The organism is Roseovarius sp. MMSF_3281 (assembly GCF_030733685.1).
Lineage (GTDB): Bacteria > Pseudomonadota > Alphaproteobacteria > Rhodobacterales > Rhodobacteraceae > Roseovarius.
On sequence record NZ_JASHIM010000008.1, the window covers coordinates 13,374 to 32,522 of the forward strand.

General features: G+C 61.9%; 26 protein-coding genes, 1 tRNA gene and 1 riboswitch. Of the genes, 11 read left to right on the forward strand and 16 right to left on the reverse strand.

The features are described 5' to 3' along the window. Nucleotides 1-113: 113 nt before the first annotated feature. The 3 genes from thiD to RBB32_RS09915 form a co-directional block, all read right to left on the reverse strand. Nucleotides 114-920 (reverse strand): bifunctional hydroxymethylpyrimidine kinase/phosphomethylpyrimidine kinase, encoded by an 807-nt coding sequence (thiD, locus tag RBB32_RS09905; RefSeq protein ID WP_306152545.1) that lies wholly within the window; start codon nucleotides 918-920, stop codon nucleotides 114-116. After that, nucleotides 917-1,366 (reverse strand): NUDIX hydrolase, encoded by a 450-nt coding sequence (locus tag RBB32_RS09910; RefSeq protein WP_306152546.1) that lies wholly within the window; start codon nucleotides 1,364-1,366, stop codon nucleotides 917-919. The genes thiD and RBB32_RS09910 overlap by 4 nt, the downstream gene beginning before the upstream one ends. A 34-nt stretch (nucleotides 1,367-1,400) precedes the next feature. After that, nucleotides 1,401-1,517, reverse strand: a riboswitch (TPP riboswitch). Between the two features lie 25 nt (nucleotides 1,518-1,542). Then, nucleotides 1,543-2,433, reverse strand: coding sequence for a LysR substrate-binding domain-containing protein (locus tag RBB32_RS09915; protein ID WP_306152547.1), 891 nt, complete (start codon nucleotides 2,431-2,433; stop codon nucleotides 1,543-1,545). Nucleotides 2,434-2,577: 144 nt separating this feature from the next. On the opposite strand from RBB32_RS09915, the gene RBB32_RS09920 reads away from it, so the two are divergent. Then, nucleotides 2,578-3,192 (forward strand): LysE family translocator, encoded by a 615-nt coding sequence (locus RBB32_RS09920; protein ID WP_306152548.1) that lies wholly within the window; start codon nucleotides 2,578-2,580, stop codon nucleotides 3,190-3,192. 103 nt (nucleotides 3,193-3,295) lie between these two features. Here the strand turns inward: RBB32_RS09920 and RBB32_RS09925 are convergent, their stop codons facing one another. The 7 genes from RBB32_RS09925 to RBB32_RS09955 all read right to left on the reverse strand — a co-directional run bounded on the left by RBB32_RS09925 (nucleotide 3,296) and on the right by RBB32_RS09955 (nucleotide 8,342). After that, nucleotides 3,296-3,691, reverse strand: coding sequence for a GNAT family N-acetyltransferase (locus RBB32_RS09925; RefSeq protein ID WP_306152549.1), 396 nt, complete (start codon nucleotides 3,689-3,691; stop codon nucleotides 3,296-3,298). A gap of 52 nt (nucleotides 3,692-3,743) precedes the next feature. Then, nucleotides 3,744-4,043, reverse strand: coding sequence for a hypothetical protein (locus RBB32_RS09930; protein ID WP_306152550.1), 300 nt, complete (start codon nucleotides 4,041-4,043; stop codon nucleotides 3,744-3,746). A gap of 312 nt (nucleotides 4,044-4,355) precedes the next feature. Continuing rightward, the gene (bioB, locus tag RBB32_RS09935; RefSeq protein WP_306152551.1) at nucleotides 4,356-5,330 is read right to left on the reverse strand and encodes a biotin synthase BioB; all 975 of its coding nucleotides are present in this window, start codon (nucleotides 5,328-5,330) and stop codon (nucleotides 4,356-4,358) included. Next, entirely contained in the window at nucleotides 5,327-5,884 is a 558-nt protein-coding gene (locus RBB32_RS09940) for a biotin transporter BioY (protein ID WP_306152552.1), read from the reverse strand. Before RBB32_RS09940 ends, bioB begins: the two co-directional genes overlap by 4 nt. Nucleotides 5,885-5,968: 84 nt before the next feature. Then, a complete protein-coding gene (locus tag RBB32_RS09945; RefSeq protein WP_306152553.1) occupies nucleotides 5,969-6,637 on the reverse strand; it encodes a GntR family transcriptional regulator in 669 nt (222 codons plus the stop codon). 155 nt (nucleotides 6,638-6,792) lie between these two features. Next, nucleotides 6,793-7,413, reverse strand: a complete 621-nt coding sequence (locus RBB32_RS09950) for a cyclopropane-fatty-acyl-phospholipid synthase family protein (protein ID WP_306152554.1) — start codon at nucleotides 7,411-7,413, stop codon at nucleotides 6,793-6,795. 11 nt (nucleotides 7,414-7,424) lie between these two features. After that, complete coding sequence (locus RBB32_RS09955) at nucleotides 7,425-8,342, reverse strand: NAD(P)/FAD-dependent oxidoreductase (RefSeq protein WP_306152555.1); 918 nt, start codon at nucleotides 8,340-8,342, stop codon at nucleotides 7,425-7,427. 122 nt (nucleotides 8,343-8,464) lie between these two features. Here RBB32_RS09955 and RBB32_RS09960 point away from each other — a divergent pair, with 122 nt between their 5' ends. Beyond that, the gene (locus RBB32_RS09960) at nucleotides 8,465-8,926 is read left to right on the forward strand and encodes an Rrf2 family transcriptional regulator (RefSeq protein ID WP_306152556.1); all 462 of its coding nucleotides are present in this window, start codon (nucleotides 8,465-8,467) and stop codon (nucleotides 8,924-8,926) included. A 398-nt stretch (nucleotides 8,927-9,324) separates the two neighbouring features. Further along, nucleotides 9,325-10,341: a tRNA dihydrouridine(20/20a) synthase DusA gene (gene dusA / locus RBB32_RS09965; RefSeq protein ID WP_371931043.1), complete on the forward strand. Its 1,017-nt coding sequence runs from the start codon at nucleotides 9,325-9,327 to the stop codon at nucleotides 10,339-10,341. Between the two features lie 295 nt (nucleotides 10,342-10,636). On the opposite strand, the gene nusB is transcribed toward dusA, so the two are convergent. Genes nusB through RBB32_RS09985 form a run of 4 tightly spaced genes read right to left on the reverse strand, consistent with a single transcriptional unit; the run spans nucleotide 10,637 to nucleotide 12,986 of the window. Next, nucleotides 10,637-11,119 (reverse strand): transcription antitermination factor NusB, encoded by a 483-nt coding sequence (nusB, locus tag RBB32_RS09970; RefSeq protein ID WP_306152557.1) that lies wholly within the window; start codon nucleotides 11,117-11,119, stop codon nucleotides 10,637-10,639. Further along, entirely contained in the window at nucleotides 11,116-11,661 is a 546-nt protein-coding gene (locus RBB32_RS09975; protein ID WP_306152558.1) for a 6,7-dimethyl-8-ribityllumazine synthase, read from the reverse strand. Before RBB32_RS09975 ends, nusB begins: the two co-directional genes overlap by 4 nt. A 4-nt stretch (nucleotides 11,662-11,665) precedes the next feature. Continuing rightward, on the reverse strand, nucleotides 11,666-12,817 hold the full coding sequence (ribB, locus tag RBB32_RS09980; protein ID WP_306152559.1) for a 3,4-dihydroxy-2-butanone-4-phosphate synthase: 1,152 nt from the start codon (nucleotides 12,815-12,817) through the stop codon (nucleotides 11,666-11,668). Nucleotides 12,818-12,836: 19 nt separating this feature from the next. Further along, nucleotides 12,837-12,986 (reverse strand): hypothetical protein, encoded by a 150-nt coding sequence (locus tag RBB32_RS09985; protein WP_306152560.1) that lies wholly within the window; start codon nucleotides 12,984-12,986, stop codon nucleotides 12,837-12,839. A gap of 207 nt (nucleotides 12,987-13,193) precedes the next feature. Between RBB32_RS09985 and RBB32_RS09990 the strand changes: the two genes are divergently transcribed. The 3 genes from RBB32_RS09990 to RBB32_RS10000 all read left to right on the forward strand — a co-directional run bounded on the left by RBB32_RS09990 (nucleotide 13,194) and on the right by RBB32_RS10000 (nucleotide 14,544). Then, the gene (locus RBB32_RS09990; protein ID WP_306152561.1) at nucleotides 13,194-13,526 is read left to right on the forward strand and encodes a hypothetical protein; all 333 of its coding nucleotides are present in this window, start codon (nucleotides 13,194-13,196) and stop codon (nucleotides 13,524-13,526) included. Between the two features lie 370 nt (nucleotides 13,527-13,896). Continuing rightward, on the forward strand, nucleotides 13,897-14,340 hold the full coding sequence (locus RBB32_RS09995; protein WP_306152562.1) for an MmcB family DNA repair protein: 444 nt from the start codon (nucleotides 13,897-13,899) through the stop codon (nucleotides 14,338-14,340). Nucleotides 14,341-14,358: 18 nt separating this feature from the next. Beyond that, nucleotides 14,359-14,544, forward strand: a complete 186-nt coding sequence (locus RBB32_RS10000; RefSeq protein ID WP_306152563.1) for a hypothetical protein — start codon at nucleotides 14,359-14,361, stop codon at nucleotides 14,542-14,544. Nucleotides 14,545-14,661: 117 nt separating this feature from the next. Here RBB32_RS10000 and RBB32_RS10005 read toward each other — a convergent pair whose 3' ends face one another. Further along, entirely contained in the window at nucleotides 14,662-14,850 is a 189-nt protein-coding gene (locus RBB32_RS10005) for a DUF6324 family protein (protein ID WP_306152564.1), read from the reverse strand. 172 nt (nucleotides 14,851-15,022) lie between these two features. Between RBB32_RS10005 and RBB32_RS10010 the strand changes: the two genes are divergently transcribed. Continuing rightward, nucleotides 15,023-15,099: transfer RNA gene (locus RBB32_RS10010), tRNA-His, on the forward strand. Nucleotides 15,100-15,105: 6 nt separating this feature from the next. On the opposite strand, the gene RBB32_RS10015 is transcribed toward RBB32_RS10010, so the two are convergent. Further along, a complete protein-coding gene (locus tag RBB32_RS10015) occupies nucleotides 15,106-15,414 on the reverse strand; it encodes a DUF6476 family protein (protein ID WP_306152565.1) in 309 nt (102 codons plus the stop codon). On the opposite strand from RBB32_RS10015, the gene RBB32_RS10020 reads away from it, so the two are divergent. From RBB32_RS10020 to RBB32_RS10035, 4 genes are all read left to right on the forward strand, one after another. Then, complete coding sequence (locus RBB32_RS10020) at nucleotides 15,413-16,438, forward strand: RluA family pseudouridine synthase (RefSeq protein ID WP_306152566.1); 1,026 nt, start codon at nucleotides 15,413-15,415, stop codon at nucleotides 16,436-16,438. The two genes, RBB32_RS10015 and RBB32_RS10020, sit on opposite strands and share 2 nt — an antisense overlap. 161 nt (nucleotides 16,439-16,599) lie before the next feature. Then, nucleotides 16,600-17,496 (forward strand): RNA polymerase sigma factor RpoH, encoded by an 897-nt coding sequence (gene rpoH / locus RBB32_RS10025; RefSeq protein WP_306152567.1) that lies wholly within the window; start codon nucleotides 16,600-16,602, stop codon nucleotides 17,494-17,496. Between the two features lie 75 nt (nucleotides 17,497-17,571). Beyond that, nucleotides 17,572-18,636, forward strand: coding sequence for an alpha/beta hydrolase (locus tag RBB32_RS10030; protein ID WP_306152568.1), 1,065 nt, complete (start codon nucleotides 17,572-17,574; stop codon nucleotides 18,634-18,636). A 72-nt stretch (nucleotides 18,637-18,708) separates the two neighbouring features. Continuing rightward, nucleotides 18,709-19,020, forward strand: coding sequence for an ETC complex I subunit (locus RBB32_RS10035; RefSeq protein ID WP_306152569.1), 312 nt, complete (start codon nucleotides 18,709-18,711; stop codon nucleotides 19,018-19,020). Nucleotides 19,021-19,149 lie beyond the last annotated feature (129 nt).

A 19,149-nucleotide genomic window follows, 5' to 3' on the forward strand; every position in this document is an offset into this window, starting at 1 on the left:
TAAAGCGTTCCGCCTTTCACCTGATGCATCAGCGAAAGGCGGAACGCGTGCAACGATTGAGCGGAGCACTGCGTTTCACGAAAATCTGTGATTCAGGTTTTTCGCGAAACGCTTTAGTTGCCTGCCCCCCAGAGCCCGTGGAAGTGATGCACCGGCCCGTGCCCCTGTCCCACGTCCAACGCCGCGCTTTCGGCCAGCGCGGCGTGCAGGTAGGCCTTGGCGCGTTCCACGGCCTCGGGCATGTCGTGATGCGGCAAGAGCGCGGCAATGGCCGAAGACAGGGTGCAGCCGGTGCCGTGATCGTTGGTGGTGGCGATGCGCGGGGCGGCAAAGGTCTGCGTGCCTTCGGGCCCGGCCAGAAGGTCGGTGCTGTCCGCGCCCGCCAGGTGCCCGCCCTTGAGCAGGACGTAGCGGGCCCCGAGTGCCATAAGCTCGGGCAGCGCAGCGGTCATGGATGCGGCGCTCCAGTCGTCAGGGCGGTCCAGCAGCACGGCAGCCTCGGGCAGGTTCGGCGTGATGACGCGGGCCAGCGGCACCAGCGCCTCGCGCACGACTGCGACTGCCTCGGGATCCAGTAGCGCATGACCGCTTTTCGCGACCATCACCGGGTCGAGCACGATGTTGCGCGCGCCGTGATAACGCAGCCGGTCGGCCACGGCGCGGGCGATGCCCGCGTTGGCGATCATGCCGATCTTCACCGCGTCAATGCGCACATCGTCCAGCACTGCGTCGATCTGGTCTGCGACGAAATCGGGTGACAGTGCCTGGAAAGAGCGGACCCCTTGGGTGTTCTGCGCGACAACTGCGGTGATGGCGGAACAGGCATAGGCCCCAAGCGCGGACATGGCCTTGATATCGGCCTGAATGCCCGCGCCGCCCGAGGGATCGGTGCCTGCGATGGTCAGAACATTGGCGATCATGAGGGGACCTCCGACATCAGTGCAGCGGCCTGGTTTGCGACTTCGGCCACATCGAGGCTCAGGGCAAGGTTGGCCTCGTTCAGCGCTTTGAGATCGACCCAGCGCGCCTCCAGCGCGTCGTCCCCCGCAACCGGCTCTCCGGCGGTCCACCGGCACAGCACGGCGATCAGGATGAAGTGTCGGCGCAAGGCGCCGGTGGCATCGTGGTCAAACGCATCAACCGCCGTGAACACGCGGAGCGGCTCGGCGGAAACGCCGGTTTCCTCGGCCAGTTCCCGGGTTGCGGCGTCCAACAGGGGCTCGCCGTGGTCGATCTTTCCGCCCGGAAACCCCCATCGTCCCGCGTCTGGCGGATTTGCGCGGCGAACCAGAAGCACCTGGTTGTCGCGTATGACGGTGACGATGGTCGCCGAAATCGGGCGAGGGTCTGTCGATGGAGATGGCAAGGCGGCCTCCTTATGCTGAGGCCGGCAAGGGCAAGAAAGCATTGCGGTCCTGTCCCTTCGCCGGCATGATCCGGATCAGGTTCAAAGGGTCACCGCGCTGCATCTGCCAGCGATATCTCAGCCCCTTGTCGGGACACCCCTAGGTGCTCTGCACCCTATCAGTATGCTGCCCGAAATCAACGCCGCCCATGCTGAGACCCTGCCGGGTCCAGATGCTTGAGGGTCTCTTCTCGCAGGACTTGCGCAAGCCTTTCGGCAAAACGCGACAGGTTCGGAGCCCGCAACAAGCGCACCTCGATATTCGGCAAATCCGGCAGGCCAAGGTTTGCACCGGCGCAGGCGATATCCTCCGGCCTGCCGTGATCCGTGCGCACAGCGATGCCCAGACCACTGCGCAAGCCGGCCCAGACGGCCGGTAGGCTGGGCGTGGTGAGCGCGGCGCGCCAGCGTGTCTGGCTGTGGTCCAATGCTGCAAGCATGGCCTGGCGAAACAGGCAGGGGTGGTTGAACATGATCAGGGGCAGGGGATCGGCGACGATCTTGTCCAGCAGATCGCGATGCGCCAGCCAGCGCATGGGGAGGTCACACAGCGTTTCGCCTTCGGCCGGGCTGCCCGTACGGAAGAAGGCGATCGCGGCATCGATGCGCCCGGCACGGACCTCTTCGGCAAGCCGGTGGTTCTCCCCGGCCTGCACGTCGACATGCACGTTTTCCACGTCCCGTCCGAACGTACCAAGTGTCGCCGGCATCACGTCATCGAAGAAATCCTGTGGCAGGCCAAGCCGAACGGAGGCCGCGCCTGCCGCCGCGCCAACCGAGAGCGCGGCTTCGTCGTTCAGCGCGACGATACGCCGGGCATAGGCGATGAAGGCCTCGCCCGCTTCGGTCGGCACAAGGCCGCGCCCCTTGCGAACGAACAGCGTTGTGCCTGCCTGCTGCTCCAGCTTCTTGAGGTGCATGCTGACAGCGGATTGGGAGCGGCCCAGCTGAACGGCCGCCCGCGCGAAGCTTCCCAGATCCGAGCCAACGACCACCGTCCGAAGCGCGTCCATGTCAAAGCTTGGCATTGGTTCCGATTCTCGAATTTTTAAGTTTCGATGTATTTGATATTCTTAAGTCATAGCCTCGCGTAGTCTACCGTTCAAGAGGACGCTCTCCTGCAAGACGCGATTCCGCGGCAGTCGAAGAAGAGCTTAAGGGACAAAACCAAGATGATCGGAAATACCCTGATAATCATCGCGGCCGCCCTGCCGCTCATGGGAAGCCCGGGGCCGGCCACAATCAGCCTGGCGAGTCTGGGGGCTGCATTCGGGTTTCGGAACTGCCTGCCTTATCTCTTGGGAATAATACTCGGAACCATCCTGGTTGTAATGATCATCGCGACCGGGGTGACCGGAGCGATGTCCTCCGAGCCATGGCTGCTAATGGGAGTTCGCATTGCCGCGCTGGCCTATATTATTTACCTCGCCTGGAAGATCGCGACGGCACCTGTCGGGCGGACTTCATCTGGTGCCGGCGATCGTTCAAGTGTTGTCATCGGGACTTTTCTACCGGGCCTCGGCCTTGCGGTAGCGAACCCAAAGGCCTACGCGGCGATTGGCGCCGTCTATGCCGGGTATTCGATCACGCCCGAGCGCCTTTTTCTTGACACCCTCCTGAAATTTGCCGCTTTGGCGCTCGTGGCTGTGGCGGTAAATACAACGTGGCTTGCGTTCGGAAGTACCTTCGCGCGGTTTTTCGAAGATCCCGCCTTAGGGCGCTTACTCAATATCGGATTCGCCATCATGCTCGTGCTGTCGGTCGGCGTTGCGCTGGTCCTTCGGTAAATAAGCGGTCGGCATGTTCTGGCTCTGGCGTGAGGCGCAGTGCGATACGGGGGCCGACCTTTGCGGCGCAAGGCCACGCGTTTCCTGCCGAACGACGGCTGGATTAGCTGTCGGTCAAGCCTTTGCCCGGTCGCTGCATATACCAGTCGGGGTGCTTCAACGAGTAAAAGCCGGCCTTCGCGTAAACGCCATGCGCATCTTCCGTCGCCAGCATCCAGTTCTGCACGGTTTGCAGGCGGGGATGTGCCAGCGCGGTCTCGGTCAGCCACAGGCCAAGGCCGCGCCCCCTGTACGCCTCGTCGACGAACACATCCCTCAGATAGGCAAAGAGGGCGAAGTCGGTGACGATCCGGGCAAAGCCGATCTGCTGTCCAGTCTTCTCGTAGAGGCCGAGCAGTTCGGAATTCTTCAACGCCGTGCGTATAAGGTCCGGGGCGACCCCCCGGGACCAATAGGCGGTGTTCGTCAGGAAACCTGTAACAAAGGCTTCATCGATCAATCTGGCATCGGTTGAGATCGTAAAATCTCCATTCGTGACCGCCACCTGGGCGCTACCATCTATTGATTGTGTCATGTCGGGTAATTCTCACCTTGTGCGTTGCGGGCTCGTGGCGGCGTTCCGTAGAGCGGTGGTAGTGGCGTGCTGCGATCGGGCCTTCCACAGCAATCAGAATGTCGCGATGATGCACGCCAAGGGAGTCACCGCCCCGGCGACCAGAAATCAACTCATCCGTGCGGGCACCCAAGACTTCGGCATCAGGCAGTGCTGCCCAACATCCCATGCCGCCATAGCCCAGGAGTGCCAGGCACGAGATAGCGATCAGAAGTCCTGCGTATTTCAGAATTTTCATTGATTTCTCCGGGGCAGGACCTGTTCACTACGTGGGTAGGTGGAAATGCGCCATGCAACGTGCCGTACCTAGACACGCACATACTAGGCCACCGCTTCAGTTCCCAATAGCGAATGTTTCGAAAGTTCCAGTTGCGGAAATCGGGATGATCCCTTCCGTTATGCGCCCTAGGATGGCCGGAATGTCTCGATCACCGCTTTTCGCGACGTTGCTCTTCGCGGCGGGGCCCGCGCCGTACCGTGGATGCGCTGCTGTTCCGGCCGAATCAAAGGCAGATTGACCCGGCAGCGGAGATCCTTGCCGGGGCCGAGTCTATTCCACGGCGACCCGGGCGGGGGCCTTCGCCGGGGCGATGTGCATCCCGAGCCGGATCAGCAGGTCCGCGTCCTTCCATGCCGCCGGGTTGCCGGTGGTCAGAAGCTGGTCGCCCACGAAGATCGAGTTTGCGCCCGCAAGAAAGCAAAGCGCCTGCACCTCGTCGCTCATCCCCGTGCGCCCGGCCGACAGGCGCACGACCGAGGCCGGCATCAGGATGCGGGCCAGCGCCACCATGCGCACCAGCGCGAAGGGGTCGACGGCCTGCGCGCGGCCCTGCACGGGCACGCCCTCGACCTCGTTCCACAGGTTCACCGGCACGCTGTCGGGATGCGCGGGGAGGGTCGCCAGCGTCACCAGCATGGCGATGCGGTCCTCCTCGGCCTCGCCCATGCCAAGGATACCACCACAGCAGACCTTGATGCCGCCCTTGCGGACCTGCTCGACCGTGTCGAGCCGGTCTTCCATCGTGCGGGTGCTGGCGATCTGCGCGTAATACTCGGGCGAGGTGTCGATGTTGTGGTTGTAGAAATCCAGCCCCGCCGCCTTCAGGCGCGCGACCTGCCCGGGCGAGAGCATCCCCAGCGTCATGCAGGTTTCCAGCCCCAAATCCGACACGCCCTGCACCATGTCGCAAAGCTTGTCCATGTCGCGGTCCTTGGGGCTGCGCCAGGCGGCGCCCATGCAGAACCTTTGCGCCCCGGCGGCCTTGGCGCGCTTGGCGGCGGTCAGAAGCTCCTCCGTTTCCATCAGCTTGGTGGCCTTTACGCCCGTGTCGTGATGGGCGGATTGCGAGCAATAGCCGCAATCTTCGGGGCAGCCGCCGGTCTTGATGCTGAGCAGGCTCGCGGTCTCGATCGTGGTCGGGTCGAAATGGGCGCGGTGCAGCGTCTGGGCGCGGTGCAACAGGTCGGGAAAAGGCAGGGCGTGAACCGCCCGTGCTTCTTCCATGGTCCAGTCGGTCCGGATCATTGTGTGCGCCCCTTCAGGCGGGTGATCGCCGCGTTCAGGCCGCTGGCCAGGGCGAGCTTGAGCAGATCGCCAAGGATGAATGGCGTGAACCCTGCGGCGATCAGGCCGGGGAGCGGGACGAAAGCGGTCAGCCAGAGCAGGCCGACGGCATAGACGATGGCAAGGCCGGCGAGCATCGCCAGCGCCTGATCTATCCACCCCCGATTGCGCGACAGCCAACCGATGACCAATGTCGAGAGCAGATATCCCGCGAGGTAACCGCCCGTCGGCCCAACGAGATAGGCAAGCCCGATGCCGCGTTCCGGTGCATTGGAAAAGACCGGCAGGCCCATTGCACCAGCGGCCAGATAGGTTGCCATCGCCGCGAAACCAAGCCTCGGTCCGAGCGCGGCGGCGAGAAAGAACACGGCCAGCGTGTGAAGCGTCATCGGGACCGGCCAGAACGGGATCTGCACCTTGGCGCCAATCGTTATCAGCAGGGCGCCACCAAGCACGAGCGCGATGCCGCGCCAGAGCGCTGCGGGGCGGGGCAGGGATGGGTCGAGAAATGCCATTTGTCTTTCCTTCGAAGATAGGTGTCGAATCTATCTATAATTAGGAAGGTCAGGTCGGGTGTTGGCAATCAGGATTATAGATAATTATCCAGGAATCTCGTAAGTCTCTCTTGAGACAGCGTTTTTTACAGCAGTTTTACGTTTTCCGATCCAACCGACATGGCGTGCAAGCGTGGTGCAGGCAAGATCGGTATGCCCCCTGCGCAGCGCGTCAAGGATGGCGCGGTGATCGTGATCGGTGCGCGCCTCCCAGTCGCGTCGCCACGCGGCAAAGAGAAAACGCGCACTTGCCGCCTGAAGATCGTCGATGGTTCGCAAAAGCCGGGGCATCCGGCAGGGGGTAAGGATCAATCGGTGGAAGTGACGGTTCGCTTCTTCCCAGTCGCGGACCGTGCTGGCGCTGTCGCCGCGCCGCGTAACTTCCTCCGCCTCCTGAAGAATCCTGTGCGTCATGTTGGGCGCAGCGTGGCGCAGCGCGAGGCTTTCGAGGCTTGAGCGCATCTCGGCCACCTCGCGCAATTCGGCAATATCGAACTCGGTAACACGAAAGCCGCGTCGAGGCTCGCTCTCGGCCAGACCTTGCGTCTGTAACGCGCGAAAGGCCTCGCGCACGGGCACGTGGCTGGCACCGAATTCCGAGGCGATATGATCCTGCCGCAGCCGTGCGCCGGGCGGAATTTCGCCCGAGATGATGCGGTCGGCGAGGATGCGGGCAATGCGGGTGGATTGGGTCTCTTCGGGGCTATGCTTCATAAATTATAGATAATTGATGCCGCGCGGTATGTCGATACGGTTAGCGGGCCTGCCCCCGCAGATTCTGTCCGGCGGTGGCGTCAACGTCACCCCGCCCTGGGCGTGAGGGCGGGGTGCGTTCGGCGCGGGAAAAGGGGCACTGACTGATACCCCTCTTAGCCCGTCCGTTCCAGGAAGATCACGTTGTCCTCGACCGTTTCGCCCCGCACCTCGGTTCGAGTGCCGATGCGCGCGATGGCACAGACGCACAGCCGCCGCCAGTGACGCGGGGCAAGGTCAAGGGAGGACAGCGTTTCCTCGGCGCGTGGATGGACCGTGTCCTCCGCCGCCTCGGACCCCGACTGGCGCGATGCGTGTTCGGTGATCAGAAGATGCCCGCCCACGGACACCGCGCCTGCCGCCCGAGCCAGCACATGCGCGCGCGGCCAGTCTCGCGGTGATTGCAGGAAGCTGGCCACGACAAGGTCGTACATGCCGGTCGGAAAAGTTTCGGCCAGATCGTGCTCTTCGAACTGAACCCGCCCGGCCAGTCCGGCGCGGATGGCACTGTCAGACGCGTATCCAAGCGCCACGGCGGACACGTCCACCGCCGTCACCTGCCAGCCCTGCCGGGCCAGCCAGAGCGCATCGTCGCCCCGGCCGCAACCCAGTTCCAGCGCCTTCCCCGGCTCCAGCGGGCCGGCGAACTGGGAAAGGACGAGGCCGGGTTTGCCGGAGGTTTCGCCGGGTTTCTCGCGGTAGCGGTCGTTCCAGAAGTCTCGGGGGGCCTGTTGCATCGTGGTACTCCTCAGGCCGTTGCGGTGAGGGCGGGGTCAAAGATCAGCGAACGATGCGCGGAATTGCCTGCCATGACACCCGCCGCTGCGGCGATCGTGGCATTGGCCATGGGACTGGCGAGGTCGCCAGCGGCGAAGACGCCGGGCTGACTGGTGGCCTGCATCGGGTCGACGGCTACATAGGGGCCGGTCGGCCCGTCCTTCATGGTGCAGCCGAGTTGCGCAGCCAGATCGCTGGCCGGCGCGGTGTCAGGGGCAAGGAAGAGTCCCGCCGCCGCGATCTCGCGCCCGTCCTCCAAGCGCACACCGTCGAGTGCCGGGGCCGTGCCGAACAGTTCTGCGACAGGCGTTTCCTCGATCATGACGCCCCGGCCAGTCAGGCTTTGCCGCTGCTCGGCCGAGAGGGAAAGCACGCCTTGCGTGAAAAGCGTGGTCGGCCCCCAGTCCGGCAGCAGCATCCCCTGATGTAGCGCCGCTTCGCCGCGCGCCAGAACGCCGACCGGCCCGCCGTTCAATTCGTAGCCATGGCAGTAGGGACAATGCAGCACGGTGCTCCCCCAGCGTTCGGTCACTCCCGGCAGGTCGGGCAGGCTGTCGCGGACGCCGAAGGCCAGCACCAGTCGCCGCGCGGTGATGTCTCCGCCCTCTGCCAATGTCACCCGAAATCCCTCTCCCTCGCGCATAGCCGAAGCTCCTGCACCGTCCCGAAAGGACAGGGTGGGATAGGCCGAAAGTTCGCGTCTAAGCGCGGCGCGGATGGCCTGCGGGGGGCGCCCGTCCTGCCCGGGAAACCCGTGCGAGGCGGCGGCAAAGCGGTTGCGGGGTGCGCCGGTGTCGAGCACGCAAACGCTTCTGCGGGCGCGGGCAAGCTGCATTGCGGCGGCGAGCCCGGCAAAGCTCCCGCCGATGACGATAACATCGTGATTCATGGTGGTTTCCCTTAATGTATCACTAAAAGTTACGTGATTCGCCGCACATCTTCAAGACACGAAACTTTCATTGTTACTTGAGCGCTGCTAAGAAGCCCGGACAGACAAGGAAAGGAAATCCAATGGCGCGCGATCTTCGCATGTCCCGCATGTTGCACGTGTTGATCCATATGGACCGGCACGTCGGGCGTGCCACCTCGGAACAGATCGCGCAGATGATCTCGACCAATGCGGTGGTGGTGCGCCGAATGATGGCGGGGCTGCGCGAACGGGGAATCGTGACGTCGGAAAAGGGCCATGGCGGCGGTTGGCAACTGGCTTGCCCGCTGGCCAAGATCAGCCTGCGCGATATCTACGAAGCGGTCGGCCACCCGCCGCTGTTCAACATCGGGCCACAGGCGGATCACTCGTCCTGCCTCGTTGAACAGGCGGTCGACGCGCGGCTGGACGCGACGCTGGCAGAGGCCGAGGCGCGGCTGCTGTCGCAATTCGCCGCGATCACGGTGGAAGATGTCGCGCAGGATTTCGAGCGGCGGTTTGCAGAGAGCGGCCACTCGGTGCCGTTCCAGTGGCACGGCAGATAGGCAATCGGGTAAGTGGCTATGGTCCTGGGGACCTGCGCCTTCGTGTGGCCGATTTTCTTCATGGTCTTTTCGGTGTAGCGCCTGATCGCTTTGGATGGCAGAGGGTCGGAAATGTTCAGCGCTTCCAGCGCACCAGACTTGGCAGGCTCTTTCTCACGCTTCTTTATCCAGGTGGCCGAAGCTGGCATTTGTCAAAAGTCTTTGCCTCGTGATAGACGCTGCCCTCGCGCATTATTCGTACACGTGCCCTGTAGCCGTGACTTTCATCCTTGCGTTTGCGTGTGGTGATCAGGCCCATGATGGTTTCACAGTTTGGTTTACGGGACCAAATCCAGTGCCAAAATCGTCGGGTTTGGTCCATAATGAGCGGAAACAAGACAAGCTGTGGGTGGCTGTAAGTGATTGATAAAAATAAAAAACAAGATTTATCAACGGCCGCGCGCCTGTCCGTCGCCCCGATGATGGATTGGACCGACCGCCATTGCCGGTATCTGCACCGGCTGATGTCGCGGCATGCGTTGCTTTATACCGAGATGGTGACAGCGCCCGCGCTGGTGCGCGGGGGGGCCACTCATCTTTTGGATCATCACCACGCCGAACATCCCGTCGCCCTGCAACTGGGCGGGTCGGACCCTGCGGAACTGGCACAGGCCGCGCGCTTGGGGGCCGAGGCGGGGTACGACGAGATCAACCTCAATTGCGGCTGCCCCTCGGACCGGGTGCAATCGGGCACCTTCGGCGCGGTCTTGATGAAAGACCCCGGGCTTGTGGCCGAGTGTTGCGCGGCGATGATCGAAGCGCAGCCGCGCGAGGTGACCGTCAAATGCCGGATCGGCGTGGACGACCAAGACCCCGAAGAGGTGCTGCCCGAATTCCTGTCACGCGTGGCCGCCGCCGGGGTGGGGCGCATGACGATCCACGCCCGCAAGGCATGGCTTCAGGGCCTCAGCCCCAAGGAAAACCGCGATATCCCGCCGCTGGATTATGACCTTGCCTTGCGCATGACGGGCCTGTTCCCGGCCCTGCACCTCAGCCTCAATGGCGGGCTTTCCACCCTCGATCAGGCCAGTGAATGGCTGGAGGCGGGGTTTGACGGCATGATGTACGGTCGCGCCGCCTATCACCAGCCATGGGATGTGCTGGGCCAGGCCGACCGCGTGATCTTTGGCGAAACACCTCCGCACGACAGCCCCGAGGCCGTGGTGCACGCCATGCTTCCCTATATCGAGACCCACCTTGCCCAAGGGGGCAAGCTGCACCAGATCACCCGCCACATGCTGGGCCTCTTCGCGGGCCGCCCCGGCGCACGCGGCTGGCGGCGGGTGCTGTCCGAGGGCGCCACGCGCGATGGGGCGGGGACAGATTTGGTGTTGCAGGCGCTGGAGCAGGTGACAGGGCAAGCTGTGCGCGCTTGAGGGCGGCTTTGCAGGACGGAGCTGCTAATGAGCGCCCTGCGCGGAATCAAGGCGCGGCACGCGCCGCCGCGCATCGCCGGGCCGCCCCCACGGCACGGCGATTGGGTTGAACTGGGCGCTCAGAATGAAGGTTTCGCGCCAGTGTCTCAGATAAAGCGCTGTAGCCCATCGGTTGCATCGCCGCACCGCGGCCCTTCAATGCGCGGCTCATGATGCATGTTCAACAGGGGCTCAAACCCGCCACCCAGCTCATTCCGCCGACCCCAGAATTCTTACGGGGCGATGCCCTCACCGCTCAGAACGCCTCGGGCCTTGCCTCGCGCGCCATGTGGTCCAGCACGGCGTTGACGAACTTGGGCTCGCGCCCCTCGGGGTAGAAGCTTTTGGCGATATCCACGAATTCCATGATCACCACCTTGGGCGGTGTGTCGGATTGCGTGAGTTCCGCGCCGGCGGCCCGGAACAGCGCCCTTAGCGTGGGGTCGATCCTGGCAATCGGCCATTTGGCCACCAGCGCCCGGTCGGTCATCTGGTCGATGCTGGATTGCCAGTTCACCGCGTCGCGCATCAGGCGTTCAAAAAGCACCTGGTCGCCCTCGGCCATGTCGCCCTCGTCGTAATGGGCGCCGAAACGGTGATCCTCGAACTCGTGAATCACCTTTTCGACCGTCTGGCCGGAATGCTCCATCTGGAAAAGCGCCTGCACGGCATAGAGCCGCGAGGTCGAGCGCATCTTGCGCTTCATGTTGCCGGACAGGGGTTGGGGCGCGTCGCTCATGCCGTTGGGGTATCCTTCAAATCACCGGCCAGCCGGTATTCGTCACGGGCGGGTTTGAACCCCACGCCGGACCGCTGGCCGCCCCACTTACGGGCGAGCGCAATAAGATGCAAGGCCGCAGCGGCGGCGCCGCCGCCCTTGTTCATCCGGGTGCTGTCAGCGCGGGCCAGGGCCTGTTCACGGTTCTCGACGGTCAGGATGCCATTGCCGATGCAAAGCCCCTGAAGGCCCAACAAGGTGATGCCCCGCGAACTGTCGTTGCAGACGGTTTCATAATGCGTGGTCTCGCCACGAATGACGCAACCCAAACCGACGTACCCGTCATAATTGCTCAGCCGCTCGGCCATGCCGATGGCGGTGGGGATTTCCAATGCGCCGGGCACCTCGATCACCTCGGATGTGCCGCCCGCGGCCTCGATCTCGGCCTGCGCCCCTTCGATCAGCATATCGGCGATGTCGCGGTAGAAGGGCGCGACGACGATCAGGAGTTTCACGGGGCTGTCAAACTCGGGACGGGGCAGGGTGTATTCGCTATCGGCCATGGGATTATCCTTTCGAAATGGGGCGGGTGCCGGTGATCGAAATGCCATAGGCATCAAGGCCCAGGTAGCGGGTATCGGGGCTGTCGGTCAGCAGGATCAACTCGTGCAACCCCATGGTCGACATGATCTGCGCCCCAAGCCCGGTATGCTTGACGGTGCGCGGGCCTTCATCCTCTTCCATCTCGCTTGCAAGGCTGGGCCGGGGTTGACGAAACAGGAATACCGCGCCGCGTCCTTCCTCGCCGATGATATCCATCGCCCGGGACAGTTTCCCGGCCTGTGCGCCCGCCTCTTCCGACAGGCCGATACCCAGCACATCCTCCAGCACATTCAAGGCGTGGGCGCGGGCCAGCACCGGCTTGCCATCCTCGATATCGCCCTTGACCAGAACAACGTGTTCCGTGCCGCTGATCTGATCGGCGAAAAGGCGCATTTCCCAATCGCCTCCGTGGCTGGAATGGACGGTTTCGCGGCGCACTTCGCGCACAAGGTTATCATGCTTGTGGCGATAGGCGATGAGGTCGGAAATGGTGCCGATCTTCATGCCGTGCTGCTTGGCGAATTCCACGAGGTCGGGCAGACGCGCCATCGTGCCGTCTTCCTTCATGATCTCGCAGATCACACCGGCGGGCTTGCAGCCGGCCAGCCGGGCGATATCAACCGCCGCCTCGGTGTGCCCCGCGCGAACCAGAACCCCTCCGTTGCGTGCGCGCAGCGGGAACACATGCCCCGGCGTGGCAATCTCGGCCGCGGTGTTCTGTTCGTTGATCGCCACCTCGATGGTATGCGCCCGGTCGCCCGCGGAAATCCCCGTGGTCACCCCCTCGCGCGCCTCGATCGACACGGTAAAGGCGGTTTCCATCCGCGAGGAGTTGTTCACTGCCATCATCGGCAGGCCCAACTGCCCGATCCGCTCGGCCGTCATCGGCAGGCAGATCAACCCCCGGCCATGCATGGCCATGAAGTTCACCGCCTCGGGCGTGGCAAATTCCGCCGCGATCACCAGATCGCCTTCGTTCTCGCGGTCTTCGTGATCGACCAGGATGAACATCTCGCCCGCCCGCGCGGCGGCGATGATCTCCTCGGTGGGGGAAATCGCCCCGCGAAGCCCCTCTTCCACGGGGCCGGGCTTTTCGAATGGCTGACTTTCTGACATCGGGCCTTCCCTTCATCTTTCAGCGCGCGGGATAGCGCAGCCCGCCCCCCTTGACCAGAGGCGATGTCCGGGCAGGGTGGGTGCTTTCGGTACGACGCTGTGCCGTGAACGCGCCGCCTGTTTCCAGCCCGGCATCGCTGGCGGTTCGCCCAGGGGCGCGATGTGTCATGTTCAAAAGTCTCTCGTTGGGCTCTCTCCTTCATTGGTATTGTGCGGCGGCGCGCCGTGTCGGGCATATCCCGGGTTAGCCTGCAAGGGTTAAGGATGTATGAGTGCCCCGCGCGCTGCGACTTATCGGCCAATCCCCGCCCATCCCCTTGAGAGGCGTTCCAAATGTGTTACACTTGGTGATAGACAAAGCAGAAGGGATTCCCTCATGCCCAAACTGATCCGCCTCTACATCGTGAACGTCGCCATCGGCTTCGGAATCGCTGCGGTTTTCGTCGGGCTTCTGCTCTGGTTCAATATCGCGAACCTCTGGCATCTCATCTCGACCTCCGACAAAGGCTGGCTTGCCGTGCTGATCCTCTGGATTTCGAACGGCATCATTTTCGCTGGCGTACAATTCGGCATCGCCGTCATGCGCCTCAAGGATGACGACGACGATGATCATCATGGCGGTCTGGGGCAGCACGCCTTCCGGCGCGAACATGCCACGATCCCGGTGCGCACCGATGAGGGCGGGCGCGATTTCTGGTCCAAGGGCTGAACCGACCATCTATCCGAAATCATGAAATTTCGTACGAGTCGTACGAAGGTCAGTTTCGCTCCCACGATTTTCGTACGAAACTCGCGTACAAAACGTACGACTCGTACGTTTTATAATCGGGTGTGACGGGCCCGCACGCGACCGTTTGGTTATCTCATTCCCGAGGACCTGTTTGTACAGGTGGGCGCCAGGTAACCAGGCCAGGACCAGGACAGAGCCAGCTCCCTCGGAATTGCTTAAGGCCACCGGAATGCAACCGTTCACGGGAAGGGCAGCACCCGCCACACCCTGCACCTAGGCCTTTTGCGGCGATCCGACAAGGGGGACACGCAGGCTTGCATAAGTTCACCTTTTGTTCATAATTGTCCTTATGGAACCGAAACCCCTCGATACCCTGCTGCCCGGTCAGCGTTTGGCGCGTGGCGTATGTCGCCATCTGCTTAGCCATGACTTTGTTTCTATTGAAGAATTTACACCCGAACGGGGCAAGCGCGTCGATGTGATGGCACTTGGCCCCAAGGGCGAGATATGGGTGATCGAATGCAAATCGGGGCTGGCCGATTTTCGCGCGGACGCGAAATGGCAGGGCTATCTTGAATGGTGCGACCGGTATTTCTGGGCCGTGGACGAGGGCTTTCCGCTTGAGTACCTGCCCGAGGGCACCGGGCTTATCCTTGCCGATGCCTATGACGCCGAAATCCTGCGGATGGGGCCGGAAAGCAAACTGCCTGCCGCCCGCCGCTCTGCGCTGACCCGCCGTTTCGCGCGGCACGCGGCGCTTAGGCTGCACGGGGTGGTTAATCCTAAGCTTTAGAAATAAAAGGAAAAAATCATGATGGTGAAGTTCTATTATCCCGATGGCGATTGGTGCTACCGGGCCATTCAAACCGTACATGCCGTGTTTCACAACGCCGAGGGACGGCTGATCGCCCGTGCCGAAAAGGGCGATTTATCAGGCTATTACGAGTTCGAGATCACCGAATTCGAACTCATCGGGCCGGGAGGGCGCCACAGCTAAAGCATTTTGCGAAAAACCTGGCTCACAGATCTTCGCGAAATGCAGCCCAAACCCCAATCGTTGCACGCGTTCCGCCTTTCGCCGGTGGCCCAGGTGAAAGACGAAAGGCTTTAACCATCAGCCGTTCTTACGCTCTGCGGCCTTTGCCGCGGCCATCAGTTCCTCGGCAATCTCGCGGGCCTCGTCAGGCTCAAAATCCATTGGGATTTCAAGGCCTTCCGCGGCCACGAACAGGCGCACCATGCCTTGATCCGTCGGGCCGATCTGCAAATTCGCCTCGATGTCGCGTTCGTCGTTAATGCCCATTTTGGCCTCCTGAAAACCGGACAATGCAGGTAAACCCGATTGCCTTGGAATACAAGCGGCAATGGCCGACAGCCGCGTAAACGCAAGCGCATGCCCCCGGCCAAGAAAGCCGTGATTTCCCGCGCGAAGAGGCTTGCAATCGCGGCCCCGCATAGTTAAACGGCCCTCCAGTGCCGCCTTAGCTCAGTAGGTTAGAGCGCTTGATTGTGGATCAAGAGGTCCCCCGTTCGAGCCGGGGAGGCGGTACCATCTCTTTCAAGGTGATTGGTCAACCGTGACGGTCTGCTTCAACTGCCCCGTGACGCGGTCGTATATCAGGATGCGGTTGTCATTGGTGACAACGGCAAACCATTGATCTCCTTGAGTAAATGCCGTGGCCGTGGCCCCATCGGGCAGGGCGATTTCATCGGGCAGGGCAGGGGTATCCGCCGTGAAGCGCGTGACAAGCAGAAAGATCACCACTACAACGCCCACGATCATCACGCCGGTCAATACCGTGACCAGCAGTTTCAGGAAACGTAACAGGCCTTCGTCGATCGGCTGAGGCTCGGGGCTGTCGCTCATGTCATCCACTCAATTGTCCTTCCGGATCGCCGCCGATCCGCCTGCGCGCCTTGATAAGGCTTTGACGCGCGATGCGCCAGAGGCGGCCAGCCTGTCGCGCACCCGGCTGGGGCGGCTGTTGTCGGAAGGGGCGGTTACGGTGAATGGCACGGTGGTCAGCGACCCGAAAGGCAAAGTGGGTGAGGGCGATCTGGTCGAGATCACCATGCCGGAGGCCAGTGAAAGCCATATCGTAGCGCAGGATATTCCGCTGGCAGTGGTCCACGAAGACGACGACCTGATCGTGATAGACAAACCCGCAGGTATGGTTGTCCACCCTGCACCCGGCACGCCGGACGGTACCTTGGTCAATGCACTTTTGGCGCATTGTGGCGATAGCCTTTCGGGTGTCGGCGGTGAACGGCGCCCCGGTATCGTACATAGAATTGATAAGGATACCAGTGGGTTACTGGTGGTTGCCAAAAGCGATCGGGCGCATCACGGCCTTGCCTCGCAGTTTGAGAAACACACCGTCGAGCGCCATTACCGGGCACTTGTGCACGGCGTGCCGGATGCCGGTGATCCGCGCCTGCGGGGCGTCAAGGGCGTTAGCTTCGAGACGGGCAACATCATGCGGATCACCACGCAATTGGCCCGCCACAAGACCGACCGTCAAAAGCAAGCGGTTCTTTTCCAAGGCGGGCGGCACGCGGTGACGCGGGCGCGGATTGTCGAAACCTTCGGCGTGCCGCCTGCCATATCATTGATGGAATGTTGGCTGGAAACCGGCCGAACGCACCAGATTCGCGTGCACATGGCGCATGCGGGCCATGGGCTTGTCGGCGATCCGGTGTATGGCGGTCGGCGCAAACTGCCTGCGCGTGTTTTGTCCGAGGCAGCCACCGAAGCCCTGCGGGCCTTTCCGCGGCAAGCTCTGCACGCGGCCACATTGGGTTTTCGGCATCCGGTCAGCGGTGAAAATTTACGCTTCGAGTCGCCAATGCCCCCAGATATCGACAATTTGATAACACTTTTGCGCAGTTGATTGACATGCACAGCACAGGTGCGTGAGCGCGCTGACACAATTGTCGTAAAACAACGAATCCATCTTCATGTTGGGATAAGATCAAGGGTGCATCACCCTTGAAACCTTAATAAACGGGCCCATATTCATGTTAAGGCCCTAAACATTGGAGGGACAGAGGCTTGAGTAATTACGCAAATCTTCCGGCGCCGTCACCCGAAGGCGGGCTAAACCGTTATTTGCAGGAAATCCGCAAGTTTCCTCTTCTGGAGCCAGAAGAGGAATACATGCTGGCCAAACGCTGGGCCGAGGAACAAGACACCGAAGCGGCCCATAAGATGGTCACCAGCCACCTGCGCCTCGCGGCGAAAATCGCCATGGGCTACCGTGGCTATGGCCTTCCGCAGGCCGAGGTGATTTCAGAGGCGAACGTGGGCCTGATGCAGGCTGTCAAACGGTTTGACCCTGAAAAGGGCTTCCGCCTCGCCACCTATGCCATGTGGTGGATCCGCGCCAGCATTCAGGAATATATCCTGCGCAGCTGGTCGATGGTGAAGCTTGGCACCACGAGCGCCCAGAAAAAGCTGTTTTTCAACCTGCGCAAGGCCAAGGCGCGCATCGGCGCGCTTGAGGATGGCGACCTGCGCCCCGAGAACGTCAAGCAGATCGCGCATGATCTGGGCGTGACCGAGGATGAGGTCATTTCGATGAACCGCCGCATGTCGGGCGGGGATGCATCGCTCAACGCGCAAGTGGGCACCGAAGGCGAAGGTAGCATGGAGTGGCAGGACTGGTTGGAGGACGAATCCGCCGATCAGGCCAGCGACTATGAAAAGCGTGACGAACTTGATGCGCGGCGCGAATTGTTGGCGGAAGCCATGGATGTCTTGAACGATCGCGAAAAGGATATCCTGACGCAACGCCGTCTGGGTGACAAACCCGTCACGCTTGAGGACTTGAGCGGGCAATATGACGTCAGCCGCGAACGTATTCGGCAGATCGAAGTGCGCGCATTCGAGAAACTGCAAAAGCGCATGCGCAGCTTGGCACAGGAAAAAGGCATGCTCATGTCTGCCTGACCTTGGCCTTGCCGTGAAATGGCAGTAACTTCCCCCGTGTGAACGGGGGAAGTTTTTCTGTGTTAGGAGTGTGCCGTGCTTAAAGCCATGACGTTTCGTTTCGGGCGGGTGTCCTTGTTCGTCGCCGTGGGGTTTTTGACAGCCTGCGCGCCGCTACAGACGGCCAAGCGCGCGGCCCCCAACCCGGCTGCCACTATCGAAGAGATTTTCGTGGCAACCCCGCGGTCGCTATCCGCGACGGGGCAAGCCTTTGGTGAGCAGCGCCCGCGTGGCATGAATTTCTTCAAGGCAGATATCTCCATTCCGCCCACGCATGAGACAGGTAAGGTGGAGTGGCCCGGCGAAACCCCCGATGCCGCAACCGATTTCGTTGTCGCCGATACGCATGTTCTACGCGATCAATCCCAGATGCTGCGCGCGGTGCGCAAAGCCCGTGCGGGTGGGGAAACGCTGGTCTTTGTCCATGGCTATAACAACACCCTGTCCGATGGCATGTACCGGATGGCGCAAATCCGCGCCGATTTCGATATCACCATGCCGACTGTCCTTTTTTCATGGCTTTCGGCAGGTGACCCTAGGGGCTATGCCTATGATCGCGATAGCGTGCTGTTTTCGCGCGATGATTTTGTCGAGATGCTTGACGGTCTGACCTCGGCCCCTGGTGAGCGTGTGTTCCTTCTTGCCCATTCCATGGGGTCACACCTTGTGATGGAGTCGCTTCGTCAGGCGGCGTTGCGCGGCGATACCGATATCTTGTCGCGGATCAGCGGGGTGGTTTTGATGTCGCCCGACATAGACCCTGACCTGTTTCGCCGTCAGGCCGAAGCTATTGGTCCCTTGCCGCAACCTTTCTTGATTTTCACATCGCGGCAGGACCGGGCGCTTTCGATCGCCGGTTTTATTACAGGCCGCAAGCAGCGATTGGGCCTTGTCGACGGGCCGGACAAGGTGAAAGGCCTGAACGTGAAGGTCGTTGATTTTACTGCCCTTGCCGATGGGGAGGGCTACAATCACTTTGTGCCCGTAACCTCGCCTGCGGCCGTGCGCGTTCTGCGCGGTATGATTAACCATGCCGGTGAACGGGCGTCGGCCTTCGGGGATTACATGGTTCTTGAAACGCAACCTGTATTGTCCGAATAATGCGATAGCAAAAGCCGTCTTGCCCCGATGGCGTAGATTTGGAATAAGTCCGCTGTCACCAAGGAGGTCCCGATGCCCGCACGTATCTACAAGCCCGCACGCAATGCCATGCAGTCCGGTACAGCCAAGAGCAAGCATTGGGTGCTGGAATTCGTGTCTGAAACGGCACGCGAGGTTGATCCCTTGATGGGGTGGACATCGTCCAGTGACACGCAAGCGCAGGTCAGGCTGCGGTTCTCCAGCAAGGAAGCCGCGCTTGAATATGCGAAGGAACATGGCATTGATGCCGTTGTGCAAGAACCGCATAAGCGCAAGCCGAATATCCGCACCGGTGGATACGGTGAGAATTTCGCGGCTAACCGGCGTGGGGCCTGGACACACTAGACCCAGGCCGTTTTCATGATCCTATGCTGCGGGGCGTGTACGCCGCTGTATGCGCTTTGAACACGCGGGGTTTCGCGCAAAGCTTGGGGCCGTCTTGCCGAATGGGCAGGGCGGCCCTAAACATCCGGG